Raw genomic sequence first — 17,572 nt, forward strand, 5'->3', positions numbered from 1 at the left:
CAGAAATCGGCCCTTTTACTCTTGAATGACATCAGCGCCCTTGGGAATCTGGAACTGAAACTTGCTGGCTGCGATCGACTCGTTGGCCTTGACCCCGGTGAACAGGATATTGGTGCGCTGCCCGACGCTGTCGATCAACTGCATGTCGTTGATGATGCCGTTGCGAAACGACAGGCGCAGGCTGTCGAACAGCGTGTCCTTGGTTTTGGGCTTGAGCGTGAAATCGATCACGCCACCCGCTTCTTTCGCGGTGATGTCGAAGCTTTCGCTGATCTTCGATACGTCACCGGACAGCAGCAAGGCTGGAGTCTGGGTCAGGCGCTGATCGAGTTTCTTGATCGTGACCTGCTCCAGATCAGGGTCCCACAGCGAAACTTTCTTGCCGTCCGAGACCATCAACTGTTCCTGTGGCGCATCGGTGTGCCAGTTGAACAAGCCGGGGCGCTGCAGGGCCATTTCGCCGGTGGTTTCCTGCAACTGGGTACCGCCACCATCCAGCGTCAGTTGCGAGAAGCGGGCGGTCAGGGTCTGGGATTTCTCCAGCAACTGGGTCAGGCGCGCCACGTCCTTGCTGTCGGCATGGGCGGGGATCATGGAGAAGGTCAGTGCGGTGGCCAACAGCATGCGGATAAGGCGCATTGGATTCCTCTTTGAAGTCGATGATGATGCGACGGCGTGGCGTGCACGCCGTCGCCGCAATACGGGGTGGTAAAAAATCAGTCGCGCACCGGCCCGGGGGCCAGGACTTCACGCGAACCGTTGGTATTCATGGAGGTCACGACCCCTGCCATTTCCATCGCTTCGATCATGCGTGCTGCGCGGTTATAGCCGATCTTCAGCTTGCGCTGTACGGCGGAAATCGATGCACGGCGGCTTTCAAGCACAAACTTGACGGCCTCATCGTAAAGCGCGTCGCTTTCGCTGTCTTCACTGCCCTCGCCACTACCGCCATCAAAGCCGCTGCCGGGCTCTTCGACGCCAGCGAGAATATCGTCGTTGTAGTCCGGGGAACCTCGCAGCTTCCAGGCTTCTACCACACGATGCACTTCTTCGTCGGAAACGAACGCGCCATGCACACGAATCGGCAGGCTGGTGCCTGGCGGCATGTACAGCATGTCGCCGTGGCCCAACAGTTGTTCGGCACCGCCCTGGTCGATGATGGTCCGCGAGTCGATCTTGCTCGACACCTGGAACGCCATACGCGTCGGAATGTTGGCCTTGATCAGGCCGGTGATCACATCCACCGAAGGACGCTGGGTCGCGAGAATCAGGTGGATACCCGCAGCACGCGCTTTCTGGGCGATACGTGCGATCAGCTCTTCGACCTTCTTGCCGACGATCATCATCATGTCGGCGAACTCGTCCACCACTACGACGATGGTCGGCAGCTTGCTCAGCAGCGGCGCTTCGTCATGAATGCTTTCGCGCTTGTACAGCGGATCGGCAAGCGGCTCACCGGCGTCCTGGGCTTCCTTGACCTTCTGATTGAAGCCGGACAGGTTACGCACGCCCATCTTCGCCATCAGCTTGTAACGGCGCTCCATCTCGGCAACGCTCCAGCGCAGGGCGTTGGCGGCGTCCTTCATGTCGGTGACCACCGGACACAACAGGTGCGGAATACCTTCGTAGATGGACAGCTCGAGCATTTTCGGGTCGATCATGATCAGCTTGGCGTCTTCCGGGCCGGACTTGAACAGGATCGACAGGATCATGGCGTTCACACCCACCGACTTACCGGAACCGGTCGTACCGGCTACCAGCAGGTGGGGCATCTTGGCCAGATCGGTAATCACCGGCTTGCCGCCAATGTCGTGGCCCAGCGCCAGGGTGACGGGCGACTTGGCGTTATCGTATTCGGGGGTCGACAACACTTCGGAGAAGCGCACGATCTGGCGGTCTTCGTTGGGGATCTCGATACCGACCGTGGTCTTGCCCGGAATCACCTCGACCACACGCACGCTGGTCACGGCAAGCGAACGCGCAAGGTCCTTGGCGAGGTTGGAAATGCGGCTGACCTTGACGCCGGCGGCTGGCTGGATCTCGTAACGAGTAATCACCGGACCGGGATGGATGGAGTCTACCGACACCTCCACACCGAATTCCTTGAGCTTGATTTCCAGCAGGTGGCCGACAGCCGCCAGAGACTCCGGCGAATAGTTGAGCTGTTTCTTCTCCGCAGGGTCGAGGATGGAAATCGGCGGCAGAGTACCCTCAACTGCGCTGTCCACGAACAACGGGGCCTGCTTTTCCTTCATCACACGCTTGCTGGGCTCTACAGGCTTCGAAGGCGCTGGCGCGATGACTGCGGGCACGTGCTTTTCGCGCTCGGTCATGTGTTTGCTCAACGACGCTTCACGCTCCACCAGACGCTCTCGGGCCTTGGCCTGCTCGCGCCGATCGGGCGCTACAGGCGCGACCACATCGTTGACGCGCATGTCCACTTCACGCAGCTGCGCAACCATCTGCTTGCGCTCGGCGCGGGCAGTCCACCAGCGGTTTGCAGCGCCCTGAAACAGTTCGAACAGGTCGAGGGTGATCTTGCCGGTGACATCCATCACCTTGAACCAGGACAGGTCGGTAAACACGGTCAGACCGAATAGAAACAGGGCGATGAATAGCAAGGTGCTGCCTTGAATATTCAGCGCTTTCTTGGCCAGATCGCCGAGCACTTCGCCCAGTACACCGCCTGCCGAGCCCGGGAAGCCGGCCGAGAAATGGAAGTGGATATGCGCCAGCGCAGCGCCCGCCAGGATCAGGAACACCAGCCCGATCAGACGCCAGGAGAAAAGCCAGCCGCTCCATTGCCAAGGCTCATGGCGATGGCGAAACACCTGCCAGGCCTTGATCGCCAGCAACAGCGGGAAGATGTAGGCGAAATAGCCCAGAATCATGAACAGAATATCGGCACAGAACGCACCTGCACGTCCTGCGGCATTCTGCACCTGTGCCGCATTGCTGCTGGTGTGGCTCCAGCCGGGATCGCTCTGATCGTAGGTCAGCAAGGCCATCATCAGATACAGGCACAGTGCGCCAAAGGCGATCAGGGCCCCTTCCTTGAGCCGGTAGTGCAATTGCTGTCGCCAGAGCGGGACAGCGCTGGGTGCTGGGGTGGATTTCTTCAAAACGCTTTATTTCCTGCGCGGTAGCGCGAACATCTCGTTGATTGACCAGAAACGGCTGTCGGACGGCACTGACTGCTCCCGCATGGACAGGGAGTACAGACAGCGGGAAAGCCTGTCGACAGACGCTTGAATGATAACGCCCAAAACAGGCATTGTACGGTTTTACAGCCACTTGAGTCTGTACGAAAACACACCAGATCCACTTCAGACGGTTCCGCAAGCCGGAACATGCCTTCACCTTCACTGACGATGTTCAATTTGAGCATGCATTACGTTTTGTGACAAAGGCTTATGACGTGTTTCTATCAACAGTCTGCAACTTGAACGGCCACATGGCCGCTGCGCGGCTCGCGCCCTACCGCATGCACAAGGTACGCGCCATAATGACAACCGCTTGTGACCACACCTGTCGCACAGAGTTGCACTCACAGACAGGTGCGCCCTCCCCTTCCGTAAAGTTGTGATGCCATGCTGACCTGGTTGAACCGCAACAGCCTCGATTTTCCCCCATTGGAAAAAGCCCTCCGTGAACCCAACGGTTTGCTCGCCGCAGGCGGAGACTTGTCAGCCGATCGCCTGATCAGCGCCTATCGACACGGCTGCTTTCCCTGGTTTCAGGACGGGCAGCCGATTCTCTGGTGGTCTCCCGATCCGCGCACGGTGCTGTTTCCCGAAGAACTTCATATTTCGCGCAGCCTGGCCAAGGTTCTGCGCCAGTCGCGCTATCGGGTGACCTTCGATCAGGATTTCGCCAGCGTGATCAAGGCCTGCGCCGCCCCTCGCAGTTATGCCAACGAAACCTGGATAACCGGCTCGATGCAGGCGGCCTATGTCGAACTGCACCGCCGCGGTCACGCACATAGCGTCGAGGTCTGGGATCAGGATGAGCTGGTCGGCGGGCTGTACGGCCTGGCAATGGGCCAGCTGTTTTTCGGCGAGTCGATGTTCAGCCGGGCAGACAATGCCTCGAAAGTCGGTTTTGCCACCCTGGTGGAACATTTGACTGCCTGGGGATTTGTCTTGATCGACTGCCAGATGCCCACGCAACATTTGCATAGCTTCGGCGCGCGCTCCATTCCCCGGCAGACCTTCGCCGATTACCTGTCCCGCCATCTGGATCAGCCGACCGACGCCGACTGGTCAGCTAGGCGAGTTTGACAGGCTGGCATACACTCATGGGTAAGGATTCACCATTAGGCGACGACCATGACAGAGCTGGCGAGGCTGAAGTTTTATGCCACTCAACCGCACACTTGCAGTTACCTGCCCGAAGAGCAGGCGACGACCCTGTTTCTGGACCCCAGCCAGCCGATGGACGTACAGGTCTACGCTGACTTGTCGGACATGGGGTTTCGCCGCAGCGGTGACCATCTCTATCGCCCGCACTGCCAGAACTGCAGTGCCTGTGTGCCTGCGCGCATTCCGGTGAACCTCTTCGTACCCGACCGTCAGCAAAAACGCATTCTGAAACGCAATGTCGACATTCAGGTGCAAAGCGCCAAGCCCGCGTTCACTCAGGAATACTTCGATCTTTATCAGCGTTATATTGAACAACGTCATGCTGACGGCGACATGTTTCCGCCGAGCCAGGAGCAATTTTCGACATTCCTGGTTCGCGATCTGCCTTTTTCGCGCTTTTACGAATTTCGTGTCGATCAACGTCTGCTGGCAGTTGCCGTCACCGACCTGCTGCCCAACGGACTTTCCGCGGTCTACACGTTCTACGAACCCGATGAAGAACGCCGCAGTCTGGGCCGTTACGCCATTTTGTGGCAGATCGCCGAGGCTGCCAGACTTCAACTGCAGGCGGTGTACCTGGGCTACTGGATCAAGAACTGCAAAAAGATGAATTACAAGACCCAATATCGCCCCATCGAGCTGCTCACCAATCAAAGATGGGTCACTCTGTATTGAACCCCTTGGCTTAAACTGGTTTTTTCGGGCACAATGCACGCCGCTTTTGCCTGGCGCCACTTGCACCGGGCCACTCATTTGTATACCGAGGGCTTTACTGCATGTCGAAAGAAGACAGCTTCGAAATGGAAGGCACTGTCGTCGACACCCTGCCCAACACCATGTTTCGCGTGGAGTTGGAAAACGGGCACGTCGTAACCGCGCATATCTCCGGCAAGATGCGCAAGAACTACATCCGTATTCTGACCGGTGACAAAGTGCGTGTAGAGCTGACGCCCTACGACCTGAGCAAAGGGCGCATCACCTACCGCGCTCGTTAAACAGGCATTAACAAAAACGCCCGGCATAAGCCGGGCGTTTTTGTATGCCTGTTTTTTACGTCCGATGCCCTCGACCTGCCCCGCATCGATCAATGATGCGGGGCGAGGCGTCGGCTATCAGGCCATTTCCGCCGTGGTTTCGAAATCGAAGGTGATCTCGCCATCCTTGATATCGATGTGAACCACGCCGCCATGCTCTGACAGTTCGCCGAACAGGATCTCTTCGGCGAGTGGCCGTTTGATCTTGTCCTGAATCAGGCGAGCCATCGGTCTGGCACCCATTGCTGCATCGTAACCACCCTGCGCCAGCCAGCTTCTCGCCGCCTCGGACACTTCGAGCAGTACGCGCTTGTCTTCCAGCTGGGCCTGAAGCTCGGTGAGGAACTTGTCGACCACACTCTTGATGACTTCGTGGCTGAGGCGACCGAACTGAATGATGGTATCCAGGCGGTTGCGGAACTCTGGCGTGAAGCTCTTCTTGATCACTTCCATCGCGTCGGACGAATGGTCCTGATGCGTGAAACCGATCGAAGCCCGCGCAGCAGACTCGGCCCCGGCGTTGGTGGTCATGATCACGATCACATTGCGGAAGTCCGCCTTGCGCCCGTTGTTGTCGGTCAGCGTACCGTGGTCCATCACCTGCAGAAGCAGGTTGAAGACTTCCGGGTGAGCCTTTTCGATTTCATCGAGCAACAGCACGCAATGTGGCTGACGGGTAATGGCCTCGGTCAGCAGACCGCCCTGGTCGAAACCGACATAGCCCGGAGGCGCGCCGATCAGACGGGAAACGGTGTGCCGTTCCATATACTCGGACATGTCGAAACGGATCAACTCGACGCCCAGTGCCTTGGCCAGCTGACGAGCGCCTCGGTCTTGCCGACGCCCGTAGGACCGGCGAACAGGAACGAACCGACCGGCTTGTCAGGCGACTTGAGACCTGCGCGAGACAGCTTGATCGCCGTCGACAACGAGTCGATCGCCGCATCCTGTCCGAATACAGTGAGCTTGAGATCGCGCTCCAGGTTACGCAGCAGTTCCTTGTCGGAGCTGTTGACGTGTTTTGGCGGAATACGCGCGATCTTGGCAACGATGTCTTCAACCTCGGGCACATCGATACGTTTGGCGCGCTTTTCGACCGGCTGCAGACGCTGGTACGCACCCGCTTCATCAATCACGTCAATGGCCTTGTCAGGCATATGACGGTCGTTGATGTAGCGCGATGCAAGCTCGGCGGCAGCGCGCAGGGCTTCGTCGCTGTATTCGATGCTGTGATGCTGCTCGAAACGGCTTTTCAGGCCACGCAGGATACCGATGGTGTCCTCGACCGAAGGCTCGGACACATCGACTTTCTGGAAACGACGCGCCAAGGCACGATCCTTCTCGAAAATCCCGCGAAACTCCTGGAAGGTGGTCGAACCGATGCAACGGATCTCGCCGGAAGACAGCAGCGGCTTGAGCAGGTTGGAAGCATCCATTACCCCGCCAGAAGCCGCGCCGGCACCGATGATCGTGTGGATCTCGTCAATGAACAGGATCGCCTGGGGACGCTTGCGCAGCTCGTTGAGCAACGCCTTGAAGCGCTTCTCGAAATCGCCGCGGTATTTCGTCCCGGCCAGCAACGCGCCCAGGTCGAGCGAGTAGACGACACTGTTGGCAAGCAGGTCAGGCACCTGATTGTCGACGATGCGTTTGGCCAGACCTTCGGCGATGGCCGTTTTACCGACACCCGCTTCACCGACCAGCAAAGGATTGTTCTTGCGACGACGAGCCAGAATCTGTGCCACCCGCTCGACTTCGCTTTCGCGGCCGACCAGTGGGTCGATGCGTCCCTGACGCGCCAACTCGTTCAGATTGCTGGCATAGGCATCCAGAGGATTGCCTGAGGAAGATGCTTCACCGCCCTCGTCGTCCTGCATATCCTGCTCACCTTCAGAAGAGTGTTCGCCATGCCCTGGCACCTTGGAGATACCGTGGGCGATATAGTTGACGACATCGATCCGGGCCACGCTCTGCTGTTTAAGCAGAAATACGGCCTGGCTTTCCTGCTCACTGAAAATCGCAACCAGCACATTGGCGCCGGTCACTTCGCGCTTGCCGGAGCTCTGCACATGGAAGACTGCCCGTTGCAGCACGCGCTGGAACCCGAGCGTCGGTTGTGTCTCGCGATCCTCGTCATGAACGGGGATCAGCGGGGTGGTGGAGTCGATGAACTCCTGCAGATCATGCTTGAGTTTATCGAGGTTTGCGCCGCAGGCACGCAGGACAGTGGCTGCAGCCTCATTATCCAATAGAGCCAGCAGGAGATGCTCGACCGTCATGAACTCATGACGCTTCGAACGTGCCTCCTTGAAGGCAAGATTGAGGGTGACTTCGAGCTCACGGTTTAACATAGCTTCACCTCATACCCAAGTGGTCGGCGTTTAACCGTCCTTCTCGATCTCACAGAGTAGCGGATGCTGGCTCTCCCTGGCGTATTGATTGACCTGCATTGCCTTGGTCTCGGCGATGTCGCGGGTAAACAATCCGCAGACTGCCCGTCCCTCTGTATGGACGGCCAGCATGACTTTGGTGGCCAGCTCACGATTCAGGTTAAAAAACACCTCGAGCACTTCTACGACGAAATCCATCGGGGTGTAGTCATCGTTGAATAAAACCACCTTGTACATCGGTGGCGCCTGCAGGGTCGGCTTGGCGTCCTGCACCGCAATGCCCGCCGAGTCGTCCTCGTGCGACTGCGGATCATCCTGATTGAATGTTAGTCGAATCTTGCTGAATGCATGCATGGAAAGAAATGTTCGTTTGAGGGCGGATTGAGCAATTTAGTCGCAGTCTGGACGGTTTTTAAATGGGCTGCCACATGACCTTGACTATCAGCTAAACGGTGTTACAAACAATAGAGCCCACATTGGGTAAAAAGGGTCCGCGCAGTCAACCAAAATTTTTTTGGGTGGGGAGCGGATTGAAGTGGATGATACTCCTGACGGAGTCCTTTGCAGAGGGAGATGGTGATGATTGAAGGAAAAGTCAAGTGGTTCAACAATGCAAAAGGGTTTGGGTTCATAAACGCTGAAGGCAAGAGTGACGAGGATCTGTTCGTTCATTTCTCGGCCATCGAAATGGACGGTTACAAAACTCTCAAGGCTGGCCAGAAAGTCAGATTTGAAGTCGCCCACGGCCCAAAAGGGCTTCAGGCGATAAAAATCAACAGCTCGGAAGAAAAAAAGCAGGATCCGGCAAAAGATACCCAGCCGCTGCTTCAGCAGGACCACGCTCACGCGGACGCCTGATGCTCGTGTTGAAAAAATCAGTTGATGTATAACGGCAGCCATCAGAGCCCGCCGAATTGGCAGAAGCATGCAATGAGCTTTGCCGGACACGTAAAGAGACAGAGACATTGGTCTGCTTTATACCCGTCGCGCTCCCCGGGGTATCGTATTAGCGGTTATTGCACCGCGGATGCCCAGACTCCAATCCAGAACGTTCACTTCGTTTATCCCGAGCCATCCTGAGCAACGAAACTCTGCCCTTCCCCATCTGACCCCCCCCCTCAAGGCGTGCAGGCCCACATGCAAGCATTCCCGACACCGGCCTGAAAGACCGCGCGTTCGACCAACGGCGGATATTCATTTTTCGATAGCTCGCATAGCATTAATGCGTGGTGCCAATGGTTTGATATACTCGCGCCGTGACCGCAGAGTCATCAAGGCCGACCCGTCTGGATTCTGACCCTCGGCCTTCCTTATGCGTCGGGCTGCTACCTGACCCGACAGCTTGACGCTCGACTGATGCACCCAACATCACCGCGAATAAACCTCGACCTGGCTCATGGCCGAACCGTGGGCAAGCGCGCCTACAATGCGCGTATCGAGATTTTGTGCATGCTCAGCAAAAGAGAGTTAATACGAATGTCCAACCGCTCGAAGATCATCTACACCTTCACCGACGAAGCTCCGGCCCTCGCCACCTACTCCCTGCTGCCCATTATCGAAGCGTTCACAGCGACCTCCGATATCGACGTGGAAACACGCGACATTTCTCTGGCGGGCCGTGTTCTTTCCAGCTTCCCGGAATTGCTTGCCGACAAAAAAGTGCCGGATCATCTCGCCGAGCTGGGCAAACTGGCTACCACGCCAGAGGCCAATATCATCAAGCTGCCTAACATAAGCGCCTCGGTCCCGCAATTGAAGGCGACCATCAAGGAGCTTCAGAATCAGGGCTACAACATTCCTGACTACCCTGAAAACCCTGCCACTGACGCGGAAAAAGAAACCCGCGCACGCTACGACAAGACCAAGGGCAGCGCCGTGAACCCGGTTCTGCGCGAAGGCAATTCCGATCGCCGCGCCCCGCTGTCGGTCAAGAATTATGCGCGCAAGCACCCGCACAAGATGGGCGCCTGGTCGGCTGACTCCAAGGCTCACGTTGCACACATGAGCAACGGCGACTTCTACGGCAGCGAAAAAGCCGCCGAGATCGCGGCCGACAATACCGTTAAGATCGAACTCGTCGCTCAGGACGGCACCACCACCGTCCTGAAGGAAAAAACCGCCGTCAAGGCTGGCGAAGTCGTCGACTGCTCGGTCATGAGCGCCAAGGCCCTGCGCAGCTTCATTGCTGCCGAAATCGAAGACGCCCGCAAGCAGGGCGTGCTGTTTTCGGTGCACTTGAAAGCCACCATGATGAAGATCTCCGACCCGATCATGTTTGGCCAGATCGTCGACGAGTTCTATAAGGATGCGCTGACCAAGCACGCTGATACGCTCAAGCAGATCGGCTTCAGCCTGAACAACGGCATCGGCGACCTGTACGAGCGCATCACTGCCCTGCCCGCTGACAAGCAGGCAGAGATCAAGGCTGACATCGAAGCGGTCTACGCCGTTCGCCCACAGCTGGCGATGGTCAATTCCGACAAGGGCATCACCAACCTGCACGTGCCGAGCGACGTCATCGTCGACGCCTCGATGCCGGCAATGATCCGTGACTCCGGCAAGATGTGGGGCACAGACGGTCAGTTGCACGATGCCAAGGCCGTCATTCCGGATCGCTGCTACGCCACCATCTATCAAGCGGTCATCGAAGACTGCAAGAAAAATGGCGCATTCGACCCGACCACCATGGGCAGCGTACCGAACGTCGGCCTGATGGCTCAGAAGGCCGAAGAGTATGGCTCCCACGACAAGACGTTCCACATTCAGACCAACGGCGTGGTTCGCGTAACCGACATCCAGGGCAACCTGCTGATGGAACAGAACGTCGAAGCCGGCGATATCTGGCGCATGTGTCAGGCCAAGGACGCACCGATCCAGGACTGGGTGAAACTGGCCGTCAACCGTGCCCGCGCCAGCAACACCCCGGCTATCTTCTGGCTGGACTCATCCCGCGCCCACGACAGCGTGATGATCGAAAAAGTGCGCAAGTACCTAGGCGACCACGACACCTCGGGCCTGGATATCCAGATCCTGTCACCTGTCGACGCGATGAAGCTGACCCTGGAACGCACGCGCGCAGGCAAGGACACCATTTCGGTGACCGGCAACGTTCTGCGCGACTACCTGACTGACCTGTTCCCGATCATGGAACTGGGCACCAGCGCGAAGATGCTGTCGATCGTTCCGCTGATGAACGGCGGCGGTCTGTTCGAAACAGGCGCCGGTGGGTCGGCTCCGAAGCACGTGCAGCAGTTCGTCGAGGAAAACTTCCTGCGCTGGGATTCGCTGGGCGAATTCCTGGCCCTGGCGGCGTCCCTCGAGCATCTGGGCCATGCCTACAACAATCCGAAAGCGCTGGTTCTGTCCAAGACCCTCGATCAGGCCACTGGCGAGTTCCTGGACCGTAACAAGTCGCCTTCGCGCAAGGTCGGCGGTATCGATAACCGCGGCAGCCACTTCTACCTGACCCTGTTCTGGGCCCAGGCACTGGCTGCTCAGAACGACGACGCAGACCTCAAGGCGCAGTTCGCGCCGCTGGCCAAGACCCTGACCGACAACGAAGAAAAAATCGTTGCCGAGCTGAACGCCGTTCAGGGCAAGCCGGTGGACATTGGCGGCTACTACTTCCCTAACCCGGAAGTCACCAGCAAGGCCATGCGCCCGAGCGCCACGCTCAACGCGGCCATCGCCGCGCTGTAAGAGGCAATCCAAGGCGGCGCATAAAAAATGCACCGTCTCACAAAAAAATCTCCGGCCTGTTGCCGGGGATTTTTTTATCCATGGAAAATGTCAGCTACCTGTGTAAGCCCGGGCACCAGGGAGATGCCTGCTCAAGCACACCACCACCCCGCTCAGCCTTTCAGCGTGCGCGAAAGAAAGTCGCGAATGTATTCGGCGACCTCCGGCGCGTGTGTTTCCAATGCAAAGTGGCCTGCATCCAGCAGATGCACCTCAGCAGCCGGGACGTCCTTGCGATAAGCATGCGCGCCCGGAGGTATAAACGCCGGATCGTGCTTGCCCCAGACCGCCAGCAAGGGAGGCTGATATTTGCGCAGGTATTCCTGAAACGAGGGGTAAGCCGCTACGTTACTGCGGTAGTCAAGAATCAGGTCAAGCTGGATTTCCTCTGCGCCCGGCCGCGCCATATACAGGATGTCGAGGTTGTAGCCATCGGGAGAAAGCTTTTCAGGATCGGCTCCCGTACCGTATTGCCAGTCCCGGATGACTTGCGGTGACAACGAGGCGCGACAGGCTTCGCGATTGGCTGCCGAAGGCTCGCGCCAATAGGCTTGCCACGGGCCCCATTGATCGCTGAATCCTTCCAGATAGGCATTGCCGTTCTGACTGATGATTGCAGTAACCTTCTCCGGGTTCGCCGCTGCGAGCCGCAAGCCTGTCGGTGCGCCATAGTCGAATAGGTATAACGCGTATTTCTTCAGGCCCAGTGCCTCGGTAAAGCCCTCGATCACCGTGTAAAGGTTTTCGAATGTGTAATCGAACTGCCCGCGCGGTGGTGCTTTGGTATTGCCGAAACCGGGCAGATCGGGAGCGATCAGGCGGTACTGACTCGCCAACAATGGCATCAGGTCACGAAACATGTGGCTGGAACTCGGAAACCCATGGAGCAGCAGAAGCACCGGGGCGTCCCTGGGTCCGACTTCGCGATAGAACACATTTACGTCTCCTACCTGCTGAGTGTGAAACGTCACGCGGAAAGCATCATCACTGTTCATTGCATTTTCCCTGAGAGGTTTATTGCTTGCAGAAGCGGCGCTCACCAACGACGCCCCGAGAGCAGAAGCAGCGCCTATCGCGGACGCTTGTAAAACCTTGCGCCGACTGACACCGGATGGGGCGTTTTCAGCGTCGACTGAACCGAAATTTTTCATAGGAGAGTCTGACCGGGCTGGATGAATGAGTTGCTATCCTAGTCATTGCATGTAAGCTGCAGAATCACCGTAAAAATCAATTCACCATTTCAATTTCTGAAATACTGATACGACTCCACATCTCTCGTGGCAGGCAGGCGGACCATGGACCGTATTCAGGAAATGACGCTTTTTGCCGGACTTGCCGAGCAAACCAGTTTTGCCGGGGTAGCCCGCCACTTTGGCCTGTCGACCGCCACGGTAACCCGGGCTGTCGCGAGTCTGGAGAGTCGCCTGGGCATCCTTCTGGTGGTGCGCACCACTCGCAACATGCGGCTCACCGAGGCGGGCCAGCGCTTCGCCGCAGATTGCCGCCGACTGCTTGCCGACCTTGATGAGGCTGAAAGCGCGGCGGGCGGCTTGCATGCGTTGCCAGGCGGCCTGCTGACGGTCACCGCACCTCAGATGTTCGGCGCGCTGCATGTCGTGCCCGTAATGACGAGCTTTCTCGAGCGGTTTCCGGCTGTGGACATCCGTGCCATTCTGGTCGACCGGGTCGTGTCCATGCTCGATGAGGGCGTCGACGTGGCCGTCAGGATCGGCACCCTGCCCGATTCGTCTCTTACCGCAATCCAGACAGGTAGCGTGCGGCGTATGGTTTGCGCATCCCCTGGCTATCTCGAAAAGCACGGAGTTCCGCAGCATCCCGACGATTTGCGACAGCATTCGACAGTTTCGACCAGCACCGCCGAACGCTCGCCTCACTGGCTTTTCCGGATCGACGACAAGCATTACTCAGTAGACGTCGCATCGAGACTCAGCCTGACGTCGTATCAGGCGGCTATCAGCGCAGCATTGCAGGACTGGGGACTGACCCAGGTGCCGTACTATCAGATACGCGAGCACCTGCAGGAAGGCAGGCTCAAGTGTGTTCTGGACACGTTCGAAATAATGCCGGAACCGGTTCACGTTGTTTACCTGGAGGGCCGTCGTCGCTCATCCAAAGTGCGAGCCTTTGTGGACTTCTGCGTCAGCGCGCTGAGGCATGATCTGCAGTTCGAACACCCATAAGCTGCTAAGGCTGACTCAATCCCCTGCAAGGAGCCCCATTATCATGACCTGGCAAGCCCACGTTACCGTCGCCACCATCGTCGAAGATCAAGGCCGCTTTCTTTTTGTCGAAGAAATCAAAGGCGGACGCGCCGTACTCAACCAACCCGCCGGGCACCTCGACCCGAACGAAAGCCTGCAACGCGCCGCCGTGCGTGAAACCCTGGAAGAAACCGGCTGGGACGTCGAATTGAGCAGCGTGGTGGGCATCTACCTGTACACCGCGCCGAGCAATGGCGTGACCTACCAGCGAATCTGCTTTGCCGCCAAGGCCCTGCGCCACCATCCGGAATATCAACTCGATGAAGGCATCGTCGGCGCAGTCTGGCTGACTCGCGATGAACTGGTGGCCCAGCAGGAGCGCTGGCGCAGCGAGTTGGTATTGCGTTGCCTGGACGACTACCTCGATGGCGAACGTTTCAGTCTCGACCTGCTGCGCGACAAGGCGTGAGACTCGACGCCCTCAGCCTGATAGAATCGCGTCCTTTTACAGGTCAGCCGTTGAATCCCCATGCGTGATCCAGCCCCCTCGAACTCAGAAATGAAGCGCGTCATAGTCGGCATGTCCGGCGGCGTGGACTCTTCCGTTTCCGCCGTACTGCTCATGGAGCAGGGTTATCAGGTGGAAGGCTTGTTCATGAAGAACTGGGAAGAAGACGACGGAACGGAATACTGCACCGCCCGCGAAGACCTGGCAGATGCCCAGGCCGTGTGCGACAAGATCGGCATCAAGCTGCACACGGCGAACTTCGCAGCCGAGTACTGGGACAACGTTTTCGAGCACTTCCTCGAAGAGTACAAGGCCGGGCGCACGCCGAATCCGGACATCCTGTGTAACCGCGAAATCAAGTTCAAGGCGTTTCTCGACTACGCACTGATGCTCGGCGCCGACCTTATTGCTACCGGTCATTACGTACGTCGCCGCGATATCGATGGACGTACCGAACTGCTCAAAGGCCTGGACCCGAACAAGGACCAGAGCTACTTCCTGCACGCCGTTGGCGGCGAGCAGATTGCCCGCACGCTGTTCCCAGTTGGCGAGCTGGAAAAACCGGAAGTGCGTGCCATTGCCGAAAAGCACGGCCTGGCCACTGCCAAGAAGAAGGATTCCACCGGCATCTGCTTCATTGGCGAGCGCCGCTTCACCGACTTTCTGCGTCAGTACCTGCCTGCCCAGCCCGGTGAGATCAAGACCACCGAAGGCGAAGTCATCGGTCGTCACAGCGGCCTGATGTACCACACCATCGGCCAGCGTCAGGGCCTGGGCATTGGCGGTCTCAAGGACGCCAGCGACGATCCGTGGTACGTGCTGGTCAAGGACCTGGAAAACAATGAACTGATCGTCGGCCAGGGCAACGATCATCCCTGGCTGTTTTCCCGTGCGCTGGTCTCTTCGGAAATCTATTGGGTCAACCCGATCGATCTGAGCAGCCCGCGCAGGCTCACCGCGAAGGTCCGTTACCGCCAGGGCGACCAGCCATGCACGCTGGAAAAGACCGCTGACGGTTACCGCGCCACATTCGATGACCCACAACGCGCCGTCACCCCCGGCCAGTCCGTGGTGTTCTACGACGGCGAAATCTGTCTGGGCGGCGGCGTGATCGAAATTGCCGAACCCTGGACCACCAAGGACAAGCGTTGATGAGCCCGACTCAGGAACAACTGATCGCTCTGGGCGGTGTATTCCAGGCCGCCGTGCTGGTCGACCGGATCGCCAAGACCGGTCAGATCAGCGAAGCGGCCCTGAGCTGCATGCTCGGCAGCCTGCTGGTGGTCGACCCCAAGGATACGCTTGACGTTTACGGCGGCGACGACCTCAACCTGCACGAAGGCTATCGCGCCATGGCCAGCGCCCTGGAGCGTGACCCGGCAACCTTGCAACGCGAACCGTTGCGCTACGCCCTGTCGATGCTCGGCCTCGAACGCCAGTTGGCCAAGCGCGATGACCTGCTTGAAGTGATCGGCAAACGCATTCCGGTCATTCAGTCCCAGGTCGAGCATTTCGGCATCGCCCACGAGAACGTGATTGCCGCGACCGGCGCACTGTATCAGGACACCCTGAGCACCTTGCGCCAGCGCATTCAGGTACAAGGCGACATGCGCAACCTGCAGCAGCCGAACAATGCCTCGAAGATTCGCGGCATTCTGCTGGCCGGTATTCGCTCTGCCCGGCTGTGGCGGCAAGTTGGCGGTCATCGCTGGCAACTGGTGTTCAGCCGCCGCAAGTTGTTGAAAGAACTCTATCCATTGCTGCACGGCTGACCCGCCGCGCGCCAATGACCTTCACCACCCCAGGCACGACGCTGTCTACGCTGGTCAGCGGGCTCCGGTCCGACTGACTTTTCATGTATGATATGCGCCCTTTTCGTCGCCCGACTGTCCGAGAGCATCCCATGCAGCTTTCTTCGCTCACTGCGGTTTCCCCTGTTGATGGCCGCTACGCCGGCAAAACCCAGGCCTTGCGCCCTATTTTCAGCGAATATGGCCTGATCCGTTTCCGCGTGATGGTTGAAGTTCGCTGGCTCCAGCGTCTTGCGGCTCACCCGCAGATCACCGAAGTCCCGGCCTTCTCCGCGCAAGCCAACGCCATCCTGGATGCCCTGGCTGAAGACTTCTCCGTGGAGCATGCCGAGCGCGTCAAGGAAATCGAGCGCACCACCAATCATGACGTGAAGGCTGTGGAGTATCTGCTCAAGGAGCAGGCTGCCAAATTGCCAGAGCTGGAAAAGATCAGTGAGTTCATCCACTTCGCCTGCACCAGCGAAGACATCAACAACCTGTCTCACGCATTGATGCTGCGCGAGGGCCGCGACACTGTCGTGCTGCCGCTGATGCGCCAGATCGCCGACGCCATCCGCGAGCTGGCGATTCGCTTCGCAGACGTGCCGATGCTGTCCCGCACCCACGGCCAGCCCGCCTCCCCAACCACACTGGGCAAGGAACTGGCCAACGTCGTCTACCGCCTCGAGCGCCAGATCAGCCAGATCGCGGCAGTCCCGTTGCTCGGCAAGATCAACGGCGCAGTCGGCAACTACAATGCCCACCTCTCTGCCTACGCAGACATCGACTGGGAAGCCAACGCGCGCGCCTTCATCGAAGACGAACTGGGACTGGGCTTCAACCCCTACACCACGCAGATCGAACCGCACGACTACATTGCCGAGCTGTTCGATGCCATTGCGCGCTTCAACACCATCCTGATCGACTTCGACCGTGACATCTGGGGCTACATCTCGCTGGGCTATTTCAAACAGCGCACCATCGCTGGCGAAATCGGCTCCTCGACCATGCCGCACAAGGTCAACCCGATCGACTTCGAAAACTCCGAAGGCAACCTGGGCATCGCCAACGCACTGTTCCAGCATCTGGCGAGCAAGCTGCCTGTCTCTCGCTGGCAGCGTGACCTGACCGACTCCACCGTGCTGCGCAACCTGGGCGTCGGCTTTGCCCACAGCGTCATTGCCTACGAAGCCAGCCTCAAGGGCATCAGCAAGCTGGAACTGAACGAACAGCGCATTGCCGCCGATCTGGACGCATGCTGGGAAGTTCTGGCAGAGCCGATTCAGACTGTCATGCGTCGGTACAACATCGAAAACCCGTACGAAAAACTGAAAGAACTGACCCGCGGCAAGGGCATCGGTCCTGAAGCGTTGCAGACTTTCATCGACGGTCTGGATATGCCCGACGAAGCCAAGGCCGAGCTCAAGAAGCTCACGCCAGCCAATTACATCGGTAACGCAGCCGCTCAGGCCAAGCGCATCTGACACGCAAAAAAATTGCACACGCCCGGCTGTGCCGGGCGTTTTCAT

General features: G+C 58.4%; 14 protein-coding genes and 1 pseudogene. 10 read left to right on the top strand and 5 right to left on the bottom strand.

Annotated elements, in window-relative coordinates; all coding sequences use genetic code 11:
- Nucleotides 1–15: 15 nt before the first annotated feature.
- Together lolA and ftsK are read right to left on the bottom strand one after the other, a co-directional pair.
- On the bottom strand, nt 16–639 hold the full coding sequence (gene lolA, locus KUIN1_RS16255) for an outer membrane lipoprotein chaperone LolA (protein ID WP_003405079.1): 624 nt from the start codon (nt 637–639) through the stop codon (nt 16–18).
- A gap of 77 nt (nt 640–716) precedes the next feature.
- Nucleotides 717–3,122 carry a DNA translocase FtsK gene (gene ftsK, locus KUIN1_RS16260; RefSeq protein ID WP_003405080.1) on the bottom strand — a complete coding sequence of 802 codons (2,406 nt, stop codon included), beginning with the start codon at nt 3,120–3,122 and terminating at the stop codon, nt 717–719.
- A gap of 468 nt (nt 3,123–3,590) precedes the next feature.
- Here ftsK and aat point away from each other — a divergent pair, with 468 nt between their 5' ends.
- From aat to infA, 3 genes are all read left to right on the top strand, one after another.
- Nucleotides 3,591–4,280, top strand: coding sequence for a leucyl/phenylalanyl-tRNA--protein transferase (aat, locus tag KUIN1_RS16270; RefSeq protein ID WP_003405081.1), 690 nt, complete (start codon nt 3,591–3,593; stop codon nt 4,278–4,280).
- Nucleotides 4,281–4,328: 48 nt separating this feature from the next.
- On the top strand, nt 4,329–5,036 hold the full coding sequence (locus KUIN1_RS16275; RefSeq protein WP_003405082.1) for an arginyltransferase: 708 nt from the start codon (nt 4,329–4,331) through the stop codon (nt 5,034–5,036).
- A gap of 101 nt (nt 5,037–5,137) precedes the next feature.
- Nucleotides 5,138–5,356, top strand: a complete 219-nt coding sequence (gene infA, locus KUIN1_RS16280) for a translation initiation factor IF-1 (protein ID WP_002553999.1) — start codon at nt 5,138–5,140, stop codon at nt 5,354–5,356.
- Nucleotides 5,357–5,473: 117 nt separating this feature from the next.
- Here infA and clpA read toward each other — a convergent pair.
- A pseudogene (clpA, locus tag KUIN1_RS16285) lies at nt 5,474–7,746 on the bottom strand (ATP-dependent Clp protease ATP-binding subunit ClpA).
- A 30-nt stretch (nt 7,747–7,776) separates the two neighbouring features.
- The gene (gene clpS / locus KUIN1_RS16290; RefSeq protein ID WP_003405085.1) at nt 7,777–8,139 is read right to left on the bottom strand and encodes an ATP-dependent Clp protease adapter ClpS; all 363 of its coding nucleotides are present in this window, start codon (nt 8,137–8,139) and stop codon (nt 7,777–7,779) included.
- A gap of 219 nt (nt 8,140–8,358) precedes the next feature.
- Here clpS and cspD point away from each other — a divergent pair, with 219 nt between their 5' ends.
- Together cspD and KUIN1_RS16300 are read left to right on the top strand one after the other, a co-directional pair.
- Entirely contained in the window at nt 8,359–8,643 is a 285-nt protein-coding gene (cspD, locus tag KUIN1_RS16295) for a cold shock domain-containing protein CspD (protein ID WP_024639673.1), read from the top strand.
- Nucleotides 8,644–9,261: 618 nt separating this feature from the next.
- Nucleotides 9,262–11,484: an NADP-dependent isocitrate dehydrogenase gene (locus tag KUIN1_RS16300; RefSeq protein ID WP_011268270.1), complete on the top strand. Its 2,223-nt coding sequence runs from the start codon at nt 9,262–9,264 to the stop codon at nt 11,482–11,484.
- 152 nt (nt 11,485–11,636) lie between these two features.
- On the opposite strand, the gene KUIN1_RS16305 is transcribed toward KUIN1_RS16300, so the two are convergent.
- A complete protein-coding gene (locus KUIN1_RS16305; RefSeq protein ID WP_003405090.1) occupies nt 11,637–12,518 on the bottom strand; it encodes an alpha/beta fold hydrolase in 882 nt (293 codons plus the stop codon).
- A gap of 300 nt (nt 12,519–12,818) precedes the next feature.
- Here KUIN1_RS16305 and KUIN1_RS16310 point away from each other — a divergent pair, with 300 nt between their 5' ends.
- The 5 genes from KUIN1_RS16310 to purB all read left to right on the top strand — a co-directional run bounded on the left by KUIN1_RS16310 (nt 12,819) and on the right by purB (nt 17,527).
- Nucleotides 12,819–13,724, top strand: coding sequence for a LysR family transcriptional regulator (locus tag KUIN1_RS16310; protein ID WP_011268271.1), 906 nt, complete (start codon nt 12,819–12,821; stop codon nt 13,722–13,724).
- Between the two features lie 43 nt (nt 13,725–13,767).
- Nucleotides 13,768–14,214 (top strand): NUDIX hydrolase, encoded by a 447-nt coding sequence (locus tag KUIN1_RS16315; protein WP_011268272.1) that lies wholly within the window; start codon nt 13,768–13,770, stop codon nt 14,212–14,214.
- A gap of 60 nt (nt 14,215–14,274) precedes the next feature.
- Nucleotides 14,275–15,405, top strand: coding sequence for a tRNA 2-thiouridine(34) synthase MnmA (gene mnmA / locus KUIN1_RS16320; RefSeq protein ID WP_011268273.1), 1,131 nt, complete (start codon nt 14,275–14,277; stop codon nt 15,403–15,405).
- Nucleotides 15,405–16,025 (top strand): high frequency lysogenization protein HflD, encoded by a 621-nt coding sequence (gene hflD / locus KUIN1_RS16325; protein ID WP_003405097.1) that lies wholly within the window; start codon nt 15,405–15,407, stop codon nt 16,023–16,025. The genes mnmA and hflD overlap by 1 nt, the downstream gene beginning before the upstream one ends.
- A gap of 131 nt (nt 16,026–16,156) precedes the next feature.
- Nucleotides 16,157–17,527 (top strand): adenylosuccinate lyase, encoded by a 1,371-nt coding sequence (gene purB, locus KUIN1_RS16330; RefSeq protein ID WP_116886248.1) that lies wholly within the window; start codon nt 16,157–16,159, stop codon nt 17,525–17,527.
- Nucleotides 17,528–17,572 lie beyond the last annotated feature (45 nt).

Source organism: Pseudomonas sp. KUIN-1, from assembly GCF_009176725.1.
GTDB lineage: Bacteria > Pseudomonadota > Gammaproteobacteria > Pseudomonadales > Pseudomonadaceae > Aquipseudomonas > Aquipseudomonas fragariae.